We start from the raw sequence: 20,727 nt of genomic DNA, 5'->3' as shown, positions 1-20,727 counted from the left end.
ACTCAGATCCGCCCCTGCGTGCTGTGCAGGCCCGCATAGACGCCGCCGGCCGCCATCAGCGCGTCGTGGGTGCCTTGCTCCACCATCCCCTCGCGCGTCAGCACCAGGATGCGGTCAGCGTGGCGGACTGTGGAGAGGCGGTGGGCGATGACGATCGTGGTCCGCCCGCGCGCCAGGCCGAGCAGCGCCTGCTGCACCGCCCGTTCGCTGTCATTGTCGAGGGCGCTGGTCGCCTCGTCGAAGATCAGCACCGGCGGGTTCTTGAGAAAGGCGCGGGCGATGGTCAGCCGCTGCTTCTGCCCGCCCGAGAGCTTGACGCCCCGCTGACCGATATCGGTGTCATAGCCCTGCGGCAGCGCCGTGATGAAGTCATGGGCATTGGCGGCACGGGCCGCCGCGATCACCTCATCATCGCTGGCGCCGGGCCGGCCATAGAGCAGGTTTTCCCAGACGGTGCCGCTGAACAGGTAGACGTCCTGCTGCACCATGCCGACATTGCGGCGCAGGGAGGCCAGCGTAACCGAGCGCACATCGTGGCCATCGATGCTGACGCTGCCGCCATCGACATCGTAGAAGCGCGGAATGAGCGCGCAGAGCGTGCTCTTGCCCACGCCGGATGGCCCCACCAGCGCCACGAATTCTCCGGGCCGGATATCGAGCGAAATGCCGTCCAGCACCAGCGGCACATCGGCCTCGTAGCGGAAGCGGACATCGCGGAAGGCAATGGCGCCTTTCACATCGCCGAGCGGCCGGGCGTCCGGATTGTCGGCGATGTCGGGCTCTTCCTCCAGCAATTCCATGGCCCGGGTAAAGCCGGTATAGCCCTCCTGCCAGAGCCGGATGAAATTGTCGAAACGCTTGATCGGATCGAGCAACACGCCGACGCAGAGCAGCAGGGTCAGCAGCTCGGCGGCCGACAGGTCGGCGTGCAGGATGCGGAAGGCGCCGATGACGATCACCGCCACGGTGACCAATTGGGCAAACCCATCCATACCGCTCCACAGCAGCGCCTCGCTGCGATAGCCGTCCTTGCGGCTTTGCAGGAAATGCTGGTTTTGCACCTCGAAGCGGCGCAGTTCGTCGGCCTCATTGGCGAAGGATTGCACCACGCGGATACCGCCCAGCGCGTCCTCGACTCTTTCGTTCACGCCGGCAATGCGTTCCTTGCTCGTGCGTAGGGCAACATTCATGCGACGGTTGAAGATCATTGCGTAACCGATTGCGAACGGGACCATCAGGGCGATCGTGCCCGCCACCATCGGATCGATCCAGGTCAGGACAGCCATGGCGCCACCGAATTTCAGCAGGCTGATGGCCACGTCCTCCGGGCCGTGGTGGAACAATTCGCCCAGCCACAGCGAGTCATTGCTGATCCGGCTCATCAATTGCCCGGTCCGCTGTCGGTCATAGAAGGTGAAGGAGAGCTTCTGGCAATGCTCGAACAATTCCCGGCGCACCTGCGCTTCGATGCGGGCGCCCATCACGTGGCCCTGATAGTCGACGAAATAGGTCGCCAGGGCCTGGAGTACGAAGATGACCAGCATGACGCCGCCGATGAACAGCAATTGCCGCGTCGCATCGGGGCTGTCGGCAAGTTCGGGCAGCCGGGCCACGATGTGATTGGCCAGCAGCGGCATTGCTATGGCGGTGGCGGCGACCAGCACGGCGCTGGCCAGGATGGTTGTCAACAGCGGCAGGTGCGGCCGGTAATAGCCGAGAAAGCGTGCAAAGCGCGCACGCCCTTTGCGCCGGGCCTCCGGATCGTCAGAGCGGGCGGGGAAGAAGCGGAAAAGGCGATTGTTACGGGGTTTTCGCGCGCGGCCGGCCCCGTTGAGAACCTGAGAAGTCATGAATGATCATGTCCTGTTGCAGACTGGAAGGTGTTTTGCTGGACAGGACATTTTTCATTTCAGGTCTCCCAAACGGTGAGGCGCAAAATATGGTCGGGGTCTGAACGCTCCGCAACCGGCTTCGGTCACAAAGTTGTCTCTGTGACGATTTCGCAACAAAGGCACGGATTCACGCGCCGCGGGGCGGACGGCAAGGGTTTGGCGATGTTTCCCGCCACAATCTGACCCTAAACAAGACGGCCAGAGCGGTCTGAAACGGGTTTGCGCGTGGCGCGTACCGAACGGATCGTCTCAAGGATTGGGCATTCGGGGGCGGATGCCGGCCATGTGCATCCCGCGCGTCTTCGCGGGTGGATAGGTGCCGACTCCCCCGGATTTTCTGGACGAATGGCGGATGATCGTCCGCCTGAAGTGGTGGATATGAACGCAAGAATGCGGCTATCGGGCAGGGCGATGTGTGGCGAAACGGCCACTGCGCGGGCTCGCGCGCCGGGTTGTGATGACTTTGGCCGAATGCGGCCACAAAGCATGTTTACCTATTGTTCAGACTTAGCTTTGCCCATCGCCAGTGTCCGGGCAGGATTATCGATGAACATCAGCGGTCTGTCGGCAGGTGCCGGCGCCGCAGCGGGTCCGGAGAAACGGAAGCCGCACTTTGTGCCCGCCCATGGCCCCATGGGCGAAAGGAGTATCATGCGGACTTTGTCCCATGTCGCCATTGCTGTGCTTACCGTCTGCGCCGCTGCTCCGGCCCAGGCGCAGACCGCTATCGACGCCGCGTCCGATTTTGCCCGTTCCATGGATGGCATCACCTCCATGGACAGCATCGGCGTGCCCAACGACACCTTCATCTCGGCGCTGGAAAGCGACGCGGAGGCGGGCCGCCCGCTGGCTCTGTGGCAGCTCGGCACCATGTATGAAAACGGCGAGGGCGTGGACAAGGACCCGGTCAAGGCCTTCGGCTATTATTCGCAGATCGCCATCCAGCATGCCGATACGGCCCCCAAGGGACTCGAAGCCGATATCGTGGCGCGCTCCTTCGTCAAGCTGGGCGATTATTTCCGCGAGGGCGCCCCGGAAGTGGGCCTCAAGCAGGATCCGGTGGAATCCCACCGCATGCTGATGCACGCCGCTAGCTATTTTGGCGATGCGGAAGCCCAATATCGCGTCGGCCTGCTCTATCAGCAGGAAGACGGACTGGGCGTCAGTCCCACGCTCAGCGCCCGCTGGTTGCAGGCCGCCGCCAGCAAGGGCCATTGCCTGGCCCAGGCGGGCCTCGGCAATCTGCTGTTCAACGGCATGGATTCCTATCCGCCGCGCCCTGCAGAAGGCCTGATGTGGCTCAATGTGGCGCATAATACCTGCCTGGGCACCGTCGATCAGGCCGTTGCCGACGACATGCTCAACCGCGCGCTCTCCAGCGCCAGCCCCGAAGACCGCGCCGCCGCCCAGGCCATGGCCAGCGCGAGCACCAGCAACAGCGTCGAACTCGGCATCGAGTTCAACTGACTTCGCCGCAACCGCATACTGAGACAAGCTCTTCAGAGACCTCATGGTGAGCCTGTCGAACCACGAGGTCGGGCACGCCGAAAGCTGGTTGCCACGACCTCGTCCTTCGACAGGCTCAGGATGAGGTCTACTGGGCCGAGATTTCTCCGTGGGTGAGGCGCTACCCAACCCTCAGAAACTGAACACGCCTTCCACTGGCACGTGATCGCTGGGCTTGTCCCAGCCGCGCACGTCCTTGTGCACGGTGACGTCGTCCAGCCGGTCTGCCGCCTGGGGCGAGAGCATCAGGTGGTCGATGCGGATACCGGCATTGCGCCGCCAGGCCCCGGCCTGGAAGTCCCAGAAGGTGAAAGTCTGTTCGGCACTGATGGCCCGCAGCGCGTCCGTCATGCCCAGATTGCTGAGAATGCGGAATCTTTCGAGGCTTTCCGGCCGATAAAGCGCGTCGCCCCACCAGGCATTGGGGTCATGGGCATCGATGGGAGCGGGGATGAGATTGAAATCGCCCATGAGGATGAAGGGCTCTTCCAGCTCCAGCCGCCCTTCCACGAAGCGGTTGAGCCGATCCATCCAGCGCAGCTTGTAGGGAAATTTTTCGGTATCCACCGGGTTACCATTGGGCAGGTAGATATTGCAGACGCGCACCACCCCGCCTTCCACCGAGAACACGCCCTCAATCAACCTTGCCTGCTCGTCTTCGGCCTCTCCCGGCAGGCCGCGATGCACCTCGTCGAAAGGTATCTTGGAGAGCAGCGCCACTCCGTTCCAGCTTTTCTGCCCATGGGTTTCGATATTGTAGCCCAGCGCTTCGATCTCGGCGCGTGGAAAGCCCTCGTCCACCGTCTTGATTTCCTGCAATCCGACGATGTCCGGCTTTTCCTCCTCCAGCCAGCGCAGCAGCAATTCGATCCGGGCCTTGATGCCGTTGATGTTCCAGGTGGCGATGCGCAGGGCCATGATCGTCTCCAGCTCGGTCAGAATCCGGGCATACTAGCCTAAGTCGTCGGTTTGGGCACGACCTTCACAGGCCAAGGGCGGAATAGACCGCCTTGCAGATATCGTCGCGATAGCGGCCATCCGAGCCTTCGAGCCCGGTATTGGTCATGGAGACGATGCTGAGCTCACTGGCGGGATCCAGGACCCAGCTATGGCCATAAATGCCGCCCCAGCGGTTGGTTCCGCGCTTGCCGGGATGATTGGCCAGGTTCGGGTCGTCCAGCCAGGCGCCGAAATAGCTGAAGCCCCAGCCCGGGCCGGCCGCCTGGGCGAGCTGTGTCGTGTTATTGGCCAGCCCGATTGCGGCGGTTTCCGGGGTCAGGATGGGTTCGCCGCCGGCGCGCAGCGCTTCCAGCAGGCGCATGAAATCCTGCGCTGTGCCCGCCATGCCGCCGCCGCCCGACTGGAACGTGGCGGCATCGAAAATGCGCAACGTGTCATAAGTTGCCTCACCGCCCCAGGGCGCGGTGACGACATGCACGTCCCCCATGCGCTCTGGCCCTTCCGGCGCATCGCCATAGGGCACGGCCAGGCGCAATTGGTCGGTCACGGCGAACCTGGTGTCGATCATGCCCAGCGGATCGAGCACATATTTCAGGATGGCGTCCTGCGGCTGGCCATCGATCAGCTTGCCGGCAATGGCGCCGAGCACATCGATGGAGGGACCATAGGCCCAGCCGGCGCCGGGCGGGAAAAGCAATGGTCGCTCGGCAATTCGCGCCAGCACGGCTTCCGTTCCCCGGTGCCAGGGCGAGGTGCCGGCGCGCAATTCGTCCGGCGTCGCCATGGGCGCGTTGTTGAGGCCGGAACTATGCGTCAGCAATTGGCCGATATTGATTTCAGGTGCGGAGCCATCCGGCAGCTTCGGCCGGAAATCGGGCAGGAAATGCGTCACCGGGTCGTCGAACCGCAGGAGCCCGTGGTCCTTCATGGCCAGGATCGTGGCGGCGACGATCGGCTTGGTGAGCGAGGAAAGTCGGAAAATGGCATGCGGGACCATGGGCAGGCGGGATTCGCGATCCAGCCAGCCATGCGCCTTCTCATAGAGCAATTCGCCCTTGTGCCGGACCAGCAGCACCGCGCCGACGATGCGCTTTTCGTCCATGGCCGTCTTTACGGCCGCATCGAGTGCGCTTTCCAACGCCATGACGAATCCTCCCTGCCGGGCTTCAGCCTAGTGGCTGCGCGCGGGGAGGGAAAGGCGATCAGACGGCGAAGCTGGTCCCGCAGCCGCAGGAGGCGACCGCATTGGGGTTCTTGATCTGGAAGCTCTGCCCGACCAGGTCATCGACGAAGTCGATCTCGGCGCCGCCCATGAATTCCAGGCTCAGCGAATCGATCAATACCGTCGCCTCGCCCTTTTGCAGCACGAGATCGTCGTCGTTCGCGGTTTCCTGCACCAGGTTATATTCGTATTGAAACCCCGAGCAGCCGCCGCCCGCCACCGAAATGCGCAATACGGTGCCGGGCGCTTCCTTGGAAATGATGCGCGCGACCCGCTTGGCGGCGCGGTCCGAAAGAGTTACGGCGGGAGAAACGGCGAGTGCAGCGTCTGTCATGGAGAAATCCGGACGGTCGTAATGTCATAACACTGAAGCTAAGATAGGCGCTCCTGGCGTCCTTGCAAAGGCCCGCGACCACACATGAGCGAGACCGCCCCCTATGCCAGCCGGCCCGACCTGTCCCTGGGCCGCCTCTACGGCACCGGCCCCAGCCCGACGCGTTCCGAATTCCAGCGCGACCGCGACCGCATCATCCATTCCACCGCCTTCCGCCGGCTTCAGCACAAGACGCAGGTTTTCCTGCATCACGAGGGACGGCATTTCCGCAATCGCCTGACCCATACGCTCGAGGTCAGCCAGATCGCCCGTTCGATTGCCCGCGCCCTGCGGCTCAATGAGGACTTGGCCGAGGCCCTGGCGCTCAGCCACGATTTGGGCCACACGCCCTTCGGCCATGCCGGGGAACGGGCGCTGCACCGGGCCATGCTTCCCTATGGCGGCTTCGATCACAATGTGCAGGCGCTGCGCGTCGTGACCCGGCTGGAAAACCGCTATGCCGAGCATGACGGTCTCAACCTCACCTGGGAAACGCTCGAAGGCATTCTCAAGCATAATGGCCCACTGCTGCATGCCGATGGTTCGCCTTATGGGCGCTATGCCGAGGAGGGCCTGCCGAGCGGCCTCGACGCCATCGCCAGTCCGGCCGATCTGCGTCTGGACACCCATGCCAGCCTCGAGGCGCAGGTGGCGGCCGTGGCGGACGACATTGCCTATAATGCCCACGACATCGACGACGCCCTGCGCGCCGGCCTCGTGGCGCTGGAGGATTTTCTCGACGTCCCCATGGCCGGCCCCATCGTGGCCGAAGTGCTCGGGCTCTATCCCGATATCGCCGTCAAGCGCCAGACCCACGAGGTGCAGCGCCGCATGATCACCCGCGCCGTGGAAAATGTCATTTCCACGAGCGCCGCCAATATCGCCGCCTCCGGCGTGGCATCCCCCGAGGATGTCCGCCTGGCCGGTAGAACGCTGGTTACCTTTTCGCCCGCCACGGCCGAGGCGGAAAGGGGCCTCAAGCGCTTCCTCTTCACCCGCGTCTATCGGCACGAGGCGGTGATGGTGCCGGTGCGCGAGAGTGAGGCCGTGGTGGAGCGGCTCTTTGCCCGCTATATGGACGATCCGGACATGCCCGGCCGCTGGGGCCAGGCGGGCAGGGCGGTAGATGGCCCCCCGCGCGCCCGCATCGTCGCCGATTTCATCGCCGGCATGACCGACCCCTATGCCCTGGACGAACACCAGCGCCTGTTTGACGCTCGACCGGAATTCCGTTAACCCGGCCCGATTAATTTCCGTAGGTTTGCCATGGATATCTTCGCCCTTTTCACCACCCGGGTCATCGAGGCCCTGCGTGCAGACTATCCCGAGCTCGACGAGGCTCTGCTGGCGCGCGTGGTGATGGAGCCTCCGCGCGATCCCGCCCATGGCGACCTCTCCACCAATGCGGCCATGGTGGTGGCCAAGCCGCTCGGCAAGAATCCGCGCGAGCTGGCCATGGGCCTGGCCGGGCGTTTCGCCCATGCGCCGGACGTGGAATCGGTCGAAGTCGCCGGCCCCGGCTTCATCAACTTCCGCCTGTCCAACGCCATCTGGCACCAGGTCTTGAAAGCCATCGGCGCCCAGGGCGACAATTACGGCCGCTCCGATATCGGGCAGGGCGAGCGGGTCAATGTCGAGTTCGTCTCGGCCAATCCCACCGGGCCCATGCATGTCGGCCACACCCGTGGCGCCGTGTTCGGCGACGCGCTGGCTTCGTTGATGGCCTGGTCAGGCTATGACGTGACGCGCGAATTCTACATCAACGATACCGGCGGGCAGACCATCATTCTTGGCCGCTCGGCCATGCTGCGCTACCGCGAGGCGCTGGGCGAAAAGATCGATATTCCTCCCGGCTTCTATCCGGGCGATTACCTCATCCCCGTGGGCGAGGCGCTGAAGGCCGAATGGGGCACTGCGCTGCTCGACAAGCCCGAGGAAGAGGCGGTGCTGATCGCGCGTGAAGCCGCCTTGGGCGCCATGATGGTGCTGATCAAGGCCGACCTGGCCCAGCTCAACATCCATCACGACGTCTTCTTCTCCGAGCGGCAATTGCATGGGCCCGGTGGCGATATCGAGAAGACGCTGGCCTGGCTGCGCGAGGAGGGCATGATCTATGAGGGCCGCCTCGAAGCGCCCAAGGGCAAGACGCCCGAGGATTGGGAAGACCGCGAGCAGACCCTGTTCCGCGCCAAGGATTACGGCGACGACACCGATCGCGCCCTGATCAAGTCCGACGGTTCCTATACCTATTTCGCCGCCGACATCGCCTATCACCGCAACAAATACCTGCGCGGCTTCAAGCATATGGTCAATGTGCTCGGCGCTGACCATTCGGGCTATGTGAAGCGCCTCCAGGCCGCCGTGAAGGCGGTATCGCAAGGCGAGGCCGATATCGACGTGCGCATCTGCCAGCTCGTGCGCCTCCTCAAGAACGGCGAGCCGTTCAAGATGAGCAAGCGCTCCGGGGATCTGGTGACGCTGTCCGACGTGGTCGAGGAAGTGGGGCCGGACGCCACCCGCTTCATGCTGCTGTTCCGGCGCAACGACGCGGCGATGGATTTCGACTTCGCGCTGGTCAAGGAACAGACGCGCGACAATCCGGTCTTCTATGTCCAATATGCGCATGCGCGGGCCTGCTCGATTTTCCGCACCGCCCAGCGCGACATGCCCGAGCTCGATATTTCCCCCGCCGCTCTGGCCGGGGCGCCGATCGAGCGGCTGGACAGCGCCGCCGATATCGAGCTCATCCGCCTGCTTGGCGCCTGGCCGCGCCTGGTTGCGGCAGCGGCTCTTGCGCATGAACCGCACCGGGTTGCCTTCTATGTCCACGAGCTGGCAGCGGCCTTCCATGGCTTCTGGGCCAAGGGCAAGGATGAGCATGATTTGCGATTTGTTAACCTTTCGGACGCGAATTTGACTTTGGCTCGACTCGCGCTCGTGGACGCTGTACGCCAAGTGATCCGCAATGGCTTGGGTATTCTGGGTGTCACCGCGCCCGAGGAGCTTTCATAATTCGGGCGTATTGGTGTGAACACTCGCGGGCCGGCTCTTGACAGGGCCGATCCATACTAAAGGGGCGCTGCCAGATGACGTCAGCGAAACCGCAATCGATGGCCGCACAGACTGATGCACCGGACGACCTTATTGCCGAGCTTGCCCGGCTGATGGCCGACGATGCCCGTTCTTCTGATCAGAATACCCGCACGCCGCCGGCCCCCGCCGCCGAAAATGCCGCACCGGTCCGCATTCCTGGCGGCGAGGTTCGTGTCGAGGCGGAAAAGCCGGCTCCAGTGCGAATTCCGGGCGCCGCGCCCGCGCCCGAGGAAAAGCGCGAACCGTTCAATTTCGATTTCGTTCTCAACGATCCTCCGCGTCATGCCGGGCCCGCCACGCCTGTGTCGCCCGTTGAGGCAAAGCCGGCCGCTCCGGCCCCGGTGCAGCGCGAAAGCGAAGAGCTTGATCATGATGGGCTGGCGGACCTGATCGCGGCCGAGCTGGCCAATGACCTGGCCCCGGCCGAGCCGGCCCCGGTGGCCGAAGGCCCGGCGCGCGGGACGGACAATTTCGGGGTGCCGCCGGTCTTCGGGCTGGGCGCGCCCACCACGGCCCAGGCCGTGCCCGTTCCGATGCCGGAACAGACGCCCGCTCCGGTCATCGTGGCCGTCGAGCCGGTTGCCGACGAACCTCTCCTGCCGGCCGAGCCGGTTCCGGAGGCGCCGGTGCGCCCGGCCGAGCCCGCCGCAACCGATCCGCTGACCGATATCGAGCGCCTTCTGGCGCCGGTGGTGCAGAAGGCCCAGCAGGACGCCGCGCGTTCGCCGAGCCCGGCCTTGCGCAGCCTTGCCACGCCCACTTTGCCGGCCGCCGAACCGCGCGTCGAAACGCCGGCCTCGCGTCAGTCCGAGCCCGGCTCGGTGGACGATGCCATCCTGGCTGCCGCCGCCGCGACCGGCGCGCAGGTGGAATGGGTCAATTCCGAGATCGACCGCGACGATGCTGGCGTGGACGAACTGGCGGCCATGGCGCCGCCGCCCCGGCGCGGTTTCACCATGTCGCGCGCCGTTGCCGGCCCGCTGTTGGCCGTGGGTCTGCTCGCCGTCGCCGGTGTGGGCCTCTATTGGGTCCTGGGGCAGGGCGGCGCGCCGTCCGGCCCGGCGCCCCTGGTTTTGGCCGACAATGCCGCGGTCAAGGACGTGCCGGAGCCCGTGGAGCAATCCGGCCAGCAATCGGTGGTCTTCAACGAGATTTCCGGCGGCACCAACCCTGCGGACGAACAGCTTGTGCCGCGTGACCAGGCCGATGAAGCCGCCCTCACCGAGGCTGCTGCCGGCACGGGTGGGCCCGGCGTTCTGGCCGGCGATGACGGCACGGCCATCGACCCCAATCAGGAAGGCCTGGTGAACCGCAAGGTGCGCACGGTCACCGTCCGGCCCGACGGCACCATCATCAGCGGCACGGACAGCATGGCCGGCGCCTCGATCCTGCCGGTCGAGCGCCCGAACGTGCCCGACGTGCCCGGCGCCGATTTCTCGACGCCCGATCTCATTGCCAGCACTATCGCCGCCGAAAGCGCGACTCCTGCCGCACCGAGCGCTGAAACCACCCCGGTTCCGGCCGTCACGCCGGTAACCTCGGGCGCTGTCGTGCCCGTCGTCGATGCGTCCGGCGCCACGATTCCCGGCCGCAATGTCACCGTGCCGGTGGATCGCCCGGCCGATTTCGCCCAGCTTGCCTCCGCTGCCCTCGCCGCGGCGGCAGTGCCCCCGGCAGCGGCCAATACGAGCGCCAATAATGCGCTTGCCGCTCCGCCGGCACAGGCCGCGACCACGCAGCAGCCCGTCGCCGCCAGCGGCGGCAGCGCGGCGGCCTATGTGCAATTGGCCTCCCAGCGCAGCGAAGATGCGGCGCGCCAGTCAGCACAGGCCATGGCCACGCGCTATGGCGTGCTGTTCAGCGGCGTGAGCCCGGAAATCCAGCGCGTCGATCTGGGCGAGCGCGGCATCTATTACCGCGTGCTGGTGCCGGCGCCGTCGCGGGAAGCCGCCGCCAATATCTGCACCAACGTCAGGGCCGCGGGCGGCGATTGCCTGCTCCTCTGACCCTGTGATCGGCTTGCGCGCCTCGCTTGACGCTGGGCGCGCCAGCGGCCAAGGATGGGTCATGACATTCATCGGCCCGGCCTTTCCATGACGAGCCCGCAAACCGACTGGTTCGACACGCCGTCGCCTCCGCCGGCGGATGAAATCCTGCATGTCGATGTGGGGGGCTATGAGGGGCCTTTGGACCTGCTGCTCGACCTGGCCCGGCGGCAGAAGGTCGATCTCGCCAGCATTTCCGTCCTCGCGCTCGCCGAGCAATATCTCGCCTTCATCGACAAGGTGCGCGAGCGCCGCATCGAGGTTGCCGCCGATTACCTGGTCATGGCGGCCTGGCTCGCCTATCTCAAGAGCCGGCTCATGGTGCCGCAGGCGCCCGGCGACGAGGAGCCGAGCGGCGAAATGCTCGCTGCCATGCTGCAATTCCGCCTCAAGCGGCTCGAGGCGATGCGCGAAGCGGCCAGCCGGCTGATGAACCGCCCGCGCCTGGGTTTCCAGATCTATGCGCGCGGCGCGCCTGAGCCGCTGGAGATCGCCCGCCGCTCTATCTGGGAAGCCAGTTTCTACGACCTGCTCAAGGCCTATTCCGCCCAGCGCGAGCGCAATATATCGACCGATTATTCGCCCGTGCTGCGCACCGTCTGGTCGCTGCAGGATGCGCGGGACATCCTGATGCGGCTGATCGGCGAGAGTCAGGAATGGGTGTCGCTGGACGCCTATCTGGTCGATTATCTCGCCCGACCGGACGAGCGGGCCACCGTGCGCGCCTCCACCTTCGCCTCCAGTCTCGAACTGGTGCGCCAGGGGGAGATCGAGCTGCGCCAGGGCGAGACGTTCGGGCCGCTTTTCCTGCGCCGCCGCCGGAGCCAGACGTGACCGAAATCGAGCGCGATTCCGAAACAGGCGAGGTGCTGCGCCGCCACCTGCGCATCGTCGAGGCCCTGCTGTTTGCCTCGGCCGAGCCGCTGCGGGCCGTCGATATCGCGCCCTATCTGGGCGAAGGCGTCGATGTCAAAGGCCTGCTCGCAGCCTTGCAGGCCGAATATGCGGGCAGGGGGGTGAACCTGGTCCGGCGCGGCGAGGGCTGGGCCTTCCGCACCGCCGAGGATTTGGGCTTCCTGCTGCGGCGGGAGGAGCACGAAACGCGGCCGCTGTCCCGGGCGGCGCTCGAAACGCTCTCCATCATCGCCTATCACCAGCCGGCCACGCGCGCCGAAATCGAGGAAGTGCGCGGCGTCGCCACCGGCAAGGGCACGCTGGACCTCCTGATGGAAGCTGGCTGGGTGCGCATGCGCGGTCGCCGTCGTACGCCGGGGCGGCCGGTGACCTATGGCACCACGGAAGCTTTTCTCGATCATTTTGGGCTGGAGGGCCTGTCCGACCTGCCCGGTCTCGATGAATTGAAGGGATCGGGCCTGCTTTCGGGGCGCCTGCCGCCGGACATGCAGATACCATTGCCCTTCGATGGCGCCTTGCGCGACGACGAAGACCCGCTGGACCCATCGGATCCGGGCGAAAACGAGAACGAGGAAGAGTGATGGCCGAAGCGGCGCAGGCGGTCGAGCCGCAGAATTGGGGCCCGCGCGGCACGGCGGGGGTGTCCTTCGCGGCATCGCTGGAATTCGACGATATCTGCGTCGAGCTCGGCGGCCGGCCGGTCCTCGATAATTTCCGCCTGTCGCTGCGCCCCGGAGAGATCGTCTGCCTGCTCGGCGAATCGGGGTCGGGCAAATCGACTGCCCTGCGGGTCGCGGCCGGCATCCAGCCGGTCAGCGCCGGGGCCCTGCGCATCAATGGCGAACTCATGTCCGCGCCCGGCCGCACCGTCACGCCCGACCGGCGCGGAATCGGCCTCATGTTCCAGGATTACGCGCTCTTTCCGCATCTTTCCGTGCTCCAGAACGTGCTCTATGGGCTGAAGCGTCTCGGGCGCACGGCGGCTCTGGAACAGGCTCGCGTGTCCCTGCGTCGCGTCGGCCTTGCCGGGCGCGAGAACGATTATCCCCATCAGCTTTCGGGCGGGCAGCAGCAGCGGCTGGCCCTGGCGCGCAGCGTTGCGCCGCGTCCCGGCCTGCTGCTGCTGGACGAGCCCTTTTCCAGCCTCGACGCGCGCCTGCGCGAGACCGTGCGCGACGAGACGCTGGCGGTGCTGCGCGAAACCAATGCCACCAGCCTCGTGGTGACGCACGATCCCGAGGAAGCCATGATCATGGGCGATCGCGTCGCCCTGTTGCGGCAGGGGCGCATCGCTCAGATCGGCACCGCCGCGGAGATTTATTCGCGGCCCGTCGACCTGGCGGCCGCCCGCTTCCTTTCGCCGCTGGGCGAGATCGAAACAGCGGTTCGCGCCGGCATGGCGGAGACGCCGCTGGGGCCGGTTCCGGCGCCCGATTTTGCCGATGGCGCGCGCGTCACCGTGGCGATCCGGCCGGTTGGCGGCGCCCGGATCGCGGCGCAAGGCCCCGGTATTCCGGGCCGCATCGTCTCGCGCCGCGATGCCATCGGCATCGACCTGTTCGAGGTCAAGCTCGACGGTCTCGATGTGCCGCTGGGCATCCGCCAGCCGGCCGATGGCGCGCTCCGGCTCGGGCAGGACGTCTCCGTCGTGCTCAATCTGGAACACGTTCTTGTGTTTGGGCGCGATTAAACCTATTTCTCGGTCTATCTATAGCGCGTAAAGCGTATCTGGAGTTCTAGGGAGACTATCATGCACGCGCCGTCTATTTGGGGCATTCTCGTTGTCGCCGTCGTCGTTATCCTGCTGTTCGGCCGCGGGAAGATTTCCGGCATGATGGGCGAGGTCGCCTCCGGCATCAAAGCCTTCCAGAAGGGCATGCGGGACGATGACAAGCCCGCCGAGCGCATCCAGACCACCGCCGAGGTCGATGCGCGCGAAGTGGACAAGAGCAAGGACGCCTGATCCGCGCCCGGCCGTCTTCACACCGACAGATTTAGGGGCGGGCCTGCCGCCCCGCGGAGACTATTGCGATGCTCGGCATAGGCTGGACAGAGATGCTGGTGATCGGCGTCGTGGCGCTGATCGTCATCGGTCCCAAGGACCTGCCGATCGTCATGGGACGCATCGGCAAGGTGGTCGGCCAGATTCAGCGCATGGGGCGCGAGTTCCAGCGCGAGATCAACAAGTCGACGGGGCTGGATGAAGTGCGCAATCTGCGCAACAGCATCGCCGATCCGCTGAAGAAGACCGCCGATGAAATCCGCAAGGAATTCAATGCTATCGGCAAGGATGGGCAGCAGACGCCGACCGGCGCCCTGAAGCCCACCGATCCCAAGGTGGAAAGCGTCGCCGACGCGATCAAGGAAAAGGCCGGCATGGCTCCGGCCAAATCCGGCACCGAGCTGGCCGGCGAATACGGCTTCAAGCCGACTGCCGCCAAGCCGGTTGCGGGCAAGAAGACCACCCCGCCTGCATTCAGCGACACCGCCACGGCAAAGGCCGCCGCAAAGCCGGCCACGGCAAAGGCGGCCAAGGTTGCAAAGCCCAAGGCCGCCGCTGCCGATGCGCCTGCCGAGCCGGTCAAGGCCGTCCGCCCGCGCGCTGCCGCCAAGACGGCTGCGCCCGCAGCCGATAGCGCGGCCAAGCCCGCGCCCAAGCCGCGGGCCAAGCGCGCCGCCATTGCCGAGCCCGGCGTGGACGCGCCTGTGGTGAAAAAGCCGCGCGCGCCGCGCAAGAAACCTGCCGAAACGGCCGAGAAGAGCTAGACGATGGCCGATACCAAGCAGATCGAGGACAAGACCAAGGCTGGCGCGCCCGGGGACGAGCTCGCGGGCAGCGAAGCGCCGCTGATGGAGCACCTCATCGAGCTGCGCAAGCGGCTCATTCACAGCGCCATCGCCATCGTGCTGCTGATGATCTTCTGCTTCCTCTTCGCCGGGCAGATTTTCGACGTGCTGCTCAATCCCTATCGCTCCATCTATCCCAATCCGGGCGATATGGAGCTGATCTATACTGCGCCGCAGGAATTCTTCTTCACCCAGCTCAATCTGGCCTTTTTCGGCGCGATCTTCTTGGGCTTTCCCTATCTCGCCACCCAGATCTACCGCTTCATGGCGCCGGGGCTCTACAAGCATGAACGCAAGGCGCTGATCCCCTATCTGGTGGCCACGCCTGTGTTTTTCCTCCTGGGTGCGGCGATGGTCTATTTCGTGGTCCTGCCGCTGGCGCTCGGCTTCTTCACCAATATGCAGACCGAAGAGATCAAGCTGCTGCCGCGCGTGTCCGAATATCTCGGCCTCGCCACCACGCTCATTCTCGCCTTCGGCATCTGCTTCCAGCTCCCGGTGATTCTGACGCTTCTGGCGCAGATCGACCTGGTCAATGTCGACATGCTCAGGAAAGGCCGCCGCTACGCCATTGTCGGCATTCTGGCGGTCGCGGCCTTCGTTTCGCCGCCCGATCCGATCTCGCAGATCGGTCTTGCCATGCCGATGTATGCTCTCTACGAACTCGCTATCATTTCGGTGCGGATGGTGCAGAAGCGGCGTGAAGCGGCCTTGGCCGCCCAGGACGCGGAACTGTCCGGTTCATCCTCCGAATAGCTGCGCTCCCCGGGGCGCGCTTCGCTGTGCCCCTGGCCGATGCAGGCATGCCAAGGGGCCCTTTCCCAGCCTGCATGACCGCAGAGGCGGGCACGGCCCGTAGCAACGATGTTCGATATCAAGTGGATCAGAGACAATCCTGACGCCTTCGACAAGGCCATGTCGCAGCGCAAGAACCTGTCCGTCCGTTCCGCCGATCTCATCGCCATCGACGAGCGTCGCCGCCAGGTCATCGTCCGCCTCAATGAGGCGCAGGAAAAGCGCAATACGCTGTCCAAGCAGATCGGCCAGGCCAAGGCGCAGAAGGACGAGGCCAAGGCCGCCGAGCTGATGGCGGAAGTCGCGCGCCTCAAGGATTTCATCCCCAGCGGCGAGGCCGAGGAGCGCGCGGTCGAAAAGGAATTGCGCGATGCGCTTTCGGCCATCCCCAATATGGCGCTCGACGATGTGCCCGTGGGCGACGACGAGAGCGGCAATGTCGAATATTTCGGCCTCAATGGTTCGCCTGCGACGGCGGCCGGCATGCGCCCGGCCAAGCCGAGCTTCGCCTTCGCGCCAAAGGAGCATTTCGATATCGGCGTTGCCGACAAGAACATGGATTTCGAGATCGCCGCCAAGCTCTCGGGCAGCCGCTTCGTGGTGCTCAAGGGCCAGGTCGCCCGCCTCGAACGGGCCCTGGGCCAGTTCATGCTCGACCTGCACACCAATGAGCACGGCTATTTGGAGGTGCAGCCGCCCTTCCTGGTGCGCGACGAGGCCATGTATGGCACCGGCCAATTGCCCAAGTTCGACGGCGACTTCTTCTTCACCGCCCATGGCGAAAGCCGCCTGGCGCTGATCCCCACGGCCGAAGTGCCGCTGACCAATCTCGTCCGCGAATCCATCCTCGCCGAGGAGGAGCTGCCGCTGCGCTTCACCGCGCTGACCCCGAGCTTCCGGTCCGAGGCCGGTTCGGCCGGCCGCGACACGCGTGGCATGCTGCGCCAGCATCAGTTCAACAAGGTGGAGCTCGTCTCTGTCACCACGCCCGAAGAATCGGTCAACGAGCACGAGCGCATGCTGGCCTGCGCCGAAACCGTCATGCAGCGGCTGGGCCTGCATTACCGGGTGATGAACCTGTGCACGGGCGACATGGGCTTCAGCGCCCGCAAGACCTATGACATCGAGGTCTGGCTGCCGGGCCAGGATACCTATCGCGAGATTTCCTCGGTCTCGGTCTGCGGGGATTTCCAGGCCCGCCGGATGGAAGCGCGCTATCGGCCCGCCGGCGAGAAGCAGGCGCCGCGTTATGTGCATACCCTCAACGGTTCGGGCACCGCCGTGGGTCGCTGCCTCATCGCCGTGCTGGAAAATTACCAGCAGGAAGACGGCTCGGTCCTCATTCCCGAGGCCTTGCAGCCCTACATGAATGGCCTCACCGCCATCGGCGGCCGCTGACATGGCGCTGCGCATCCTCCTCACCAATGACGATGGCGTGGATGCGCCGGGCCTTGCCGTGATGGCCGAGATCGCCCATGCGCTTTCGGACGATGTCTGGATCGTCGCCCCGGATGGCAATCAATCCGGGGCAGGGCACCGCTTCAGCTTCGGCCGCGAATTGTCCTTCGTCGAACACGGCCCCCGCCGCTTTGCGGTCAAGGGCGGCTCCCCGGCCGATTGCGTCGTCGCCGGCATGACCCATATCCTGGGCGACAAGCCCGCCGACCTGGTTCTCTCCGGCGTCAATGCGGGCCAGAATCTGGGTGACATCGTTAATTGCTCGGGCACCGCCGCCGGCGCCCGCGAAGGGGTTTTGCAAGGCGCCATCGGCATCGCCATGAGCCAGTCCATGGATTATGAAATCACCCGCAAGCCGGATTGGTCCAATGCGGCCCGTTTCGGCGCCGAAGTGGTCGAGGCCATTCTGGCGGCGCATGGCGATGACGACGTCTTCTACAACGTCAATTTCCCCTATTGCGGCACCACGGAAGTGACCGGCCTCGCCGCCGTCGCCCATCAGCGATTCTCCCGCTCGCCGATTCGCTATTATCCCAGCGATAACGATGGCGAATTCTTCATGGCGATTCCCGAAACCCCGCTGCCGCTGGACCCGAAGGCCGATTACGAAGTGCTCCGCCGCGGCAATGCCATCACCGTCACCCCCTTCGCCCTGCAACAAACCCATCGCGGCGCGCTGGAACGGCTGGGGACGATCGGGCTGAAGGGGCGGTAGTTTCGTCTCGACCTGGATGCTCCCGCGCCCGTTGCGGGGCAGGGCTATCGCCTATGGGCCGATAAGATCGAGGGCCTCTCCCTCCCACGTCTCACTGCAAGGGAGAGGGTTTCGGGCCGGCGTATGAGGCGCAAATACTGCCCCACACTGGATGCGGCACCTCCCCCTTGATGGGGGAGGATGGGAGGGGGTGGCGGCACGCGCGAGATATTGGCCATGTCCCCGTAGACCTCATCCTGAGCCTGTCGAAGGACGAGGTCGGGAACGCGGTGGCTGCGACCTCCTGGTTCGACAAGCTCACCATGAGGTCTGGGAGAGGGCAGCGGGTAATCGCTTCCCGATCTTAACCTTACCCATCCCTGAATCTCTCCCGCGCGATTTCACTCAAATCGCATCGGCTTTAAACTCGTCTTTACCTTACCGGCCTAGTCTCACAATCAGTTGTTGAGTACCTGCGTAAGAGTAAGCCGATGAGTATTCGCGTCTCTCCGCGGCCAGGAAAAGCGGTCGCCATTGCCGGAATTATCGTGGCCGCTGTCGGCCTCTCCGGTTGCAATAGCCTTGGCAGCCGCACGATCGGCGACTCCACGGTGACTGGTTCTGTCAACCAGTCTGCTCCCCCGACATTCAATCAGCAGATGCCGCCAAGTCTTGGTGCTCCGCAATCGGTACAGGTTGCCGCTTCCCAATATCTGCCGCCCGCTCCGGTCGGCGGTGGTGGATGGAGCGGCGGCAATACGCTGCCGCCGGCTCCGGTCGGCAACGGTTTCGTGCAGCCGGCCGGCGCCACTTCGCCGATCGGCATGGGGGCGCCCGCTCCCACCGTCCAGACTCAGGCCCTTCCTCCTCTGAACTCGTCGCCTTCAATGGGAGCAACCCAAGCCATGCCCGCTCAGCAGAATTTCGCCCCGCTGCCGGCCACGCCTCCGGCCGTCGCCATGGGCACCCCCGCCGGCTCCACCCTGCCGCCCAGCGCTGCCTTGCCGCCTAGCACCGCCTTGCCGGTCAATTCCAGCGTGCCGGTGCAGGCCGCAGCCAATGGTAACGGCTATGCCCACACCATCGCCGCCGGGGAATCGCTCTATACCATCGCCCGCAAATACGATGTGACCACTCAGGCCATCGTGCAGGCCAATGGTCTGGCCTCGCCCGACAAGATCGTGGTGGGCCAGAAGATCACCATTCCGGGTCGCGGCGACCTCAATACCAGCGCGCCGGTCACCCAGGTGGCCAGCACCGCGCCGGTGAGCGCCACAACTACGCTGCCCGATGCCCGCCCGAGCAATCTCACGGCCCCGGCTCCGGCCCCGACCAATCTGGCGGCCACGACGCCCACCACGACCACGCCGGCACCCGCTGCCACCGCGCCGGCGCAGGCCGCGCCCACCCAGGTTGCCGCCGTGCAGCCGGCTGCTGAGCCGGCCCTGTCGGGTAATGACAAGTTCCGCTGGCCGGTTTCGGGCCGCGTCATCACCGATTTCGCAGCCTCGCGCGGCACCGGCATCAATATCGACGTGCCCGAGGGCTCCAGCGTCAAGGCGGCCGAGAACGGCACCGTCATCTATGTCGGCTCCGGCGTCGAGGGCTATGGCAATCTCGTCCTGGTCCGTCACCCGAACGGCTATGTGTCGGCCTATGCCCACCTCAAGGACATGAGCGTGGCCAAGGGTGCCGTCGTCAATCGCGGCGACTCCATCGGCACGGTCGGCCAGACCGGCTCGGTCTCCCGTCCGCAGCTCCACTTCGAACTGCGCAAGGGCGCCACCCCGGTCGACCCGATGCCGCTGCTCGCCAGCTAAGGCGCATAGACCTCCAGAATCGAAAAGGCCGGGGCGTGGTGCACCCGGCCTTTTTTGCTTTTGAGACCTCGATCGTCATCCCGCCCACAGATCGTCACCCTCGGGCTCGCCCCGAGGGCTCTTCACTTACCGATCCCTCAATGAAAACAGAACCCTCGGGTCAAGCCCGAGGGTGACGAGCGGTGGGGCAGGGCGTGCTGCCAAAGCACGAGGCTCAGACCGCCTTGCCCTCTTCGCCCGCCAGCGTCCGCACCAATTGGATCGCCACCCGGCCCGAGCGGGCGCCGCGCGTTGCCGCCCATTCGATGGCCCGGGCGCGCAGCGTGTCGCGGTCGATGCTGAGGCCGTAATAATCGGCATAGCCGGAGACCATGGCCAGGTAATTGTCCTGGTCGGAATTGTGGAAGCCCAGCCACAGACCGAACCGGTCGGACAGCGACACTTTTTCCTCCACCGCCTCGCTGGGATTGATCGCGGTCGAGCGTTCGTTCTCGATCATGTCGCGCGGCATCAGGTGGCGCCGGTTGGAGGTGGCGTAGAACAGCACATTGTCCGGGCGCCCTTCGAGCCCGCCATCCAGGATGGTCTTGAGCGATTTGTAGCTGGTTTCCCCGCTGTCGAAGCTGAGATCGTCGCAGAAGACGATGAAGCGGGCGGTCTGGCCGGCAATGGCGCGCATCAGGCGGGGCAGGGTTTCGAGGTCTTCGCGCGCGATTTCGACCAGCACCAGCCGCTCGAATCCGTCGCGCGATTCGATATCGGCATGGATCGCCTTGACCAGCGAGGACTTGCCCATGCCCCGCGCGCCCCAGAGCAGGGCATTGTTGGCGCCGTGGCCGCGCGCGAATTGCTCGCTATTGGCCAGCAGCAGGTCGCGCACATGGTCGATGCCCTTGAGCATGGCGAGCGGCACGCGGCTGACCTTGGGCACCGGCAGCAGGGTGCCGGTTTCGCCCTGCCAGTGATAGGCGTTTTCCGGGCCGAGCGTGAAGGCCGCGGCCTCGGTGTCCCGGTTCAGCGCCCCGGCGATACGCTCCAGCGCGTCAGCGATCCTGCCCATATAGTCCTTGGTCTTCACCGGTCTCGTCCTTGTGTATTCGGTCGCGA

18 protein-coding genes are annotated in these 20,727 nt (G+C 65.3%); 13 read left to right on the top strand and 5 right to left on the bottom strand.

The window, feature by feature from the left end:
• Positions 1-2: 2 nt before the first annotated feature.
• Positions 3-1,850, bottom strand: a complete 1,848-nt coding sequence (locus A3840_RS06205) for an ABC transporter ATP-binding protein (RefSeq protein ID WP_082903691.1) — start codon at positions 1,848-1,850, stop codon at positions 3-5.
• A gap of 693 nt (positions 1,851-2,543) precedes the next feature.
• Here A3840_RS06205 and A3840_RS06200 point away from each other — a divergent pair.
• On the top strand, positions 2,544-3,359 hold the full coding sequence (locus tag A3840_RS06200) for a tetratricopeptide repeat protein (RefSeq protein ID WP_067453562.1): 816 nt from the start codon (positions 2,544-2,546) through the stop codon (positions 3,357-3,359).
• Between the two features lie 171 nt (positions 3,360-3,530).
• On the opposite strand, the gene xth is transcribed toward A3840_RS06200, so the two are convergent.
• From xth to erpA, 3 genes are all read right to left on the bottom strand, one after another.
• The gene (gene xth, locus A3840_RS06195; RefSeq protein ID WP_067453558.1) at positions 3,531-4,310 is read right to left on the bottom strand and encodes an exodeoxyribonuclease III; all 780 of its coding nucleotides are present in this window, start codon (positions 4,308-4,310) and stop codon (positions 3,531-3,533) included.
• A 70-nt stretch (positions 4,311-4,380) separates the two neighbouring features.
• The gene (locus A3840_RS06190) at positions 4,381-5,502 is read right to left on the bottom strand and encodes a serine hydrolase domain-containing protein (protein ID WP_067453514.1); all 1,122 of its coding nucleotides are present in this window, start codon (positions 5,500-5,502) and stop codon (positions 4,381-4,383) included.
• Between the two features lie 58 nt (positions 5,503-5,560).
• Positions 5,561-5,914 (bottom strand): iron-sulfur cluster insertion protein ErpA, encoded by a 354-nt coding sequence (gene erpA / locus A3840_RS06185; RefSeq protein WP_067453511.1) that lies wholly within the window; start codon positions 5,912-5,914, stop codon positions 5,561-5,563.
• Positions 5,915-5,998: 84 nt separating this feature from the next.
• On the opposite strand from erpA, the gene A3840_RS06180 reads away from it, so the two are divergent.
• The 12 genes from A3840_RS06180 to A3840_RS06125 all read left to right on the top strand — a co-directional run bounded on the left by A3840_RS06180 (position 5,999) and on the right by A3840_RS06125 (position 19,620).
• Positions 5,999-7,189 carry a deoxyguanosinetriphosphate triphosphohydrolase gene (locus tag A3840_RS06180; RefSeq protein ID WP_067453508.1) on the top strand — a complete coding sequence of 397 codons (1,191 nt, stop codon included), beginning with the start codon at positions 5,999-6,001 and terminating at the stop codon, positions 7,187-7,189.
• A gap of 30 nt (positions 7,190-7,219) precedes the next feature.
• Entirely contained in the window at positions 7,220-8,965 is a 1,746-nt protein-coding gene (argS, locus tag A3840_RS06175; RefSeq protein ID WP_067453505.1) for an arginine--tRNA ligase, read from the top strand.
• 98 nt (positions 8,966-9,063) lie between these two features.
• Positions 9,064-11,052: an SPOR domain-containing protein gene (locus A3840_RS06170; RefSeq protein WP_067453501.1), complete on the top strand. Its 1,989-nt coding sequence runs from the start codon at positions 9,064-9,066 to the stop codon at positions 11,050-11,052.
• A gap of 87 nt (positions 11,053-11,139) precedes the next feature.
• Positions 11,140-11,925, top strand: coding sequence for a segregation and condensation protein A (locus A3840_RS19955; RefSeq protein WP_067453498.1), 786 nt, complete (start codon positions 11,140-11,142; stop codon positions 11,923-11,925).
• Entirely contained in the window at positions 11,922-12,587 is a 666-nt protein-coding gene (scpB, locus tag A3840_RS06160) for an SMC-Scp complex subunit ScpB (RefSeq protein WP_067453494.1), read from the top strand. The genes A3840_RS19955 and scpB overlap by 4 nt, the downstream gene beginning before the upstream one ends.
• Positions 12,587-13,696 (top strand): ABC transporter ATP-binding protein, encoded by a 1,110-nt coding sequence (locus A3840_RS06155; protein WP_067453491.1) that lies wholly within the window; start codon positions 12,587-12,589, stop codon positions 13,694-13,696. Before scpB ends, A3840_RS06155 begins: the two co-directional genes overlap by 1 nt.
• Positions 13,697-13,756: 60 nt before the next feature.
• Positions 13,757-13,969, top strand: coding sequence for a twin-arginine translocase TatA/TatE family subunit (locus A3840_RS06150; RefSeq protein WP_067453488.1), 213 nt, complete (start codon positions 13,757-13,759; stop codon positions 13,967-13,969).
• Positions 13,970-14,037: 68 nt separating this feature from the next.
• Complete coding sequence (gene tatB / locus A3840_RS06145) at positions 14,038-14,772, top strand: Sec-independent protein translocase protein TatB (RefSeq protein WP_067453485.1); 735 nt, start codon at positions 14,038-14,040, stop codon at positions 14,770-14,772.
• A gap of 3 nt (positions 14,773-14,775) precedes the next feature.
• A complete protein-coding gene (gene tatC, locus A3840_RS06140) occupies positions 14,776-15,609 on the top strand; it encodes a twin-arginine translocase subunit TatC (RefSeq protein ID WP_067453482.1) in 834 nt (277 codons plus the stop codon).
• Positions 15,610-15,717: 108 nt separating this feature from the next.
• Complete coding sequence (gene serS / locus A3840_RS06135; protein WP_067453479.1) at positions 15,718-17,046, top strand: serine--tRNA ligase; 1,329 nt, start codon at positions 15,718-15,720, stop codon at positions 17,044-17,046.
• A 1-nt stretch (position 17,047) separates the two neighbouring features.
• The gene (gene surE / locus A3840_RS06130; protein ID WP_165603132.1) at positions 17,048-17,821 is read left to right on the top strand and encodes a 5'/3'-nucleotidase SurE; all 774 of its coding nucleotides are present in this window, start codon (positions 17,048-17,050) and stop codon (positions 17,819-17,821) included.
• Between the two features lie 470 nt (positions 17,822-18,291).
• Complete coding sequence (locus tag A3840_RS06125) at positions 18,292-19,620, top strand: M23 family metallopeptidase (protein ID WP_131798260.1); 1,329 nt, start codon at positions 18,292-18,294, stop codon at positions 19,618-19,620.
• Positions 19,621-19,834: 214 nt separating this feature from the next.
• On the opposite strand, the gene A3840_RS06120 is transcribed toward A3840_RS06125, so the two are convergent.
• On the bottom strand, positions 19,835-20,680 hold the full coding sequence (locus A3840_RS06120) for an ATP-binding protein (RefSeq protein ID WP_067453551.1): 846 nt from the start codon (positions 20,678-20,680) through the stop codon (positions 19,835-19,837).
• Positions 20,681-20,727 lie beyond the last annotated feature (47 nt).

Source organism: Devosia elaeis (assembly GCF_001650025.1).
Lineage (GTDB): Bacteria > Pseudomonadota > Alphaproteobacteria > Rhizobiales > Devosiaceae > Devosia > Devosia elaeis.
This window is presented reverse-complemented; position numbering and strand designations above follow the sequence as displayed.

Coding starts and splice junctions, on each gene's coding strand:
- A3840_RS06170 (WP_067453501.1), top strand. CDS start 9,064: ATGGCCGCACAGACTGATGCACCGGACGACCTTATTGCCGAGCTTGCC.
- A3840_RS06150 (WP_067453488.1), top strand. CDS start 13,757: ATGCACGCGCCGTCTATTTGGGGCATTCTCGTTGTCGCCGTCGTCGTT.
- serS (WP_067453479.1), top strand. CDS start 15,718: ATGTTCGATATCAAGTGGATCAGAGACAATCCTGACGCCTTCGACAAG.
- A3840_RS06125 (WP_131798260.1), top strand. CDS start 18,292: ATGAGTATTCGCGTCTCTCCGCGGCCAGGAAAAGCGGTCGCCATTGCC.
- A3840_RS19955 (WP_067453498.1), top strand. CDS start 11,140: ATGACGAGCCCGCAAACCGACTGGTTCGACACGCCGTCGCCTCCGCCG.
- A3840_RS06180 (WP_067453508.1), top strand. CDS start 5,999: ATGAGCGAGACCGCCCCCTATGCCAGCCGGCCCGACCTGTCCCTGGGC.
- A3840_RS06155 (WP_067453491.1), top strand. CDS start 12,587: ATGGCCGAAGCGGCGCAGGCGGTCGAGCCGCAGAATTGGGGCCCGCGC.
- A3840_RS06190 (WP_067453514.1), bottom strand. CDS start 5,502: ATGGCGTTGGAAAGCGCACTCGATGCGGCCGTAAAGACGGCCATGGAC.
- tatC (WP_067453482.1), top strand. CDS start 14,776: ATGGCCGATACCAAGCAGATCGAGGACAAGACCAAGGCTGGCGCGCCC.
- surE (WP_165603132.1), top strand. CDS start 17,048: ATGGCGCTGCGCATCCTCCTCACCAATGACGATGGCGTGGATGCGCCG.
- A3840_RS06120 (WP_067453551.1), bottom strand. CDS start 20,680: ATGGGCAGGATCGCTGACGCGCTGGAGCGTATCGCCGGGGCGCTGAAC.
- argS (WP_067453505.1), top strand. CDS start 7,220: ATGGATATCTTCGCCCTTTTCACCACCCGGGTCATCGAGGCCCTGCGT.
- tatB (WP_067453485.1), top strand. CDS start 14,038: ATGCTCGGCATAGGCTGGACAGAGATGCTGGTGATCGGCGTCGTGGCG.
- A3840_RS06200 (WP_067453562.1), top strand. CDS start 2,544: ATGCGGACTTTGTCCCATGTCGCCATTGCTGTGCTTACCGTCTGCGCC.
- erpA (WP_067453511.1), bottom strand. CDS start 5,914: ATGACAGACGCTGCACTCGCCGTTTCTCCCGCCGTAACTCTTTCGGAC.
- A3840_RS06205 (WP_082903691.1), bottom strand. CDS start 1,850: ATGACTTCTCAGGTTCTCAACGGGGCCGGCCGCGCGCGAAAACCCCGT.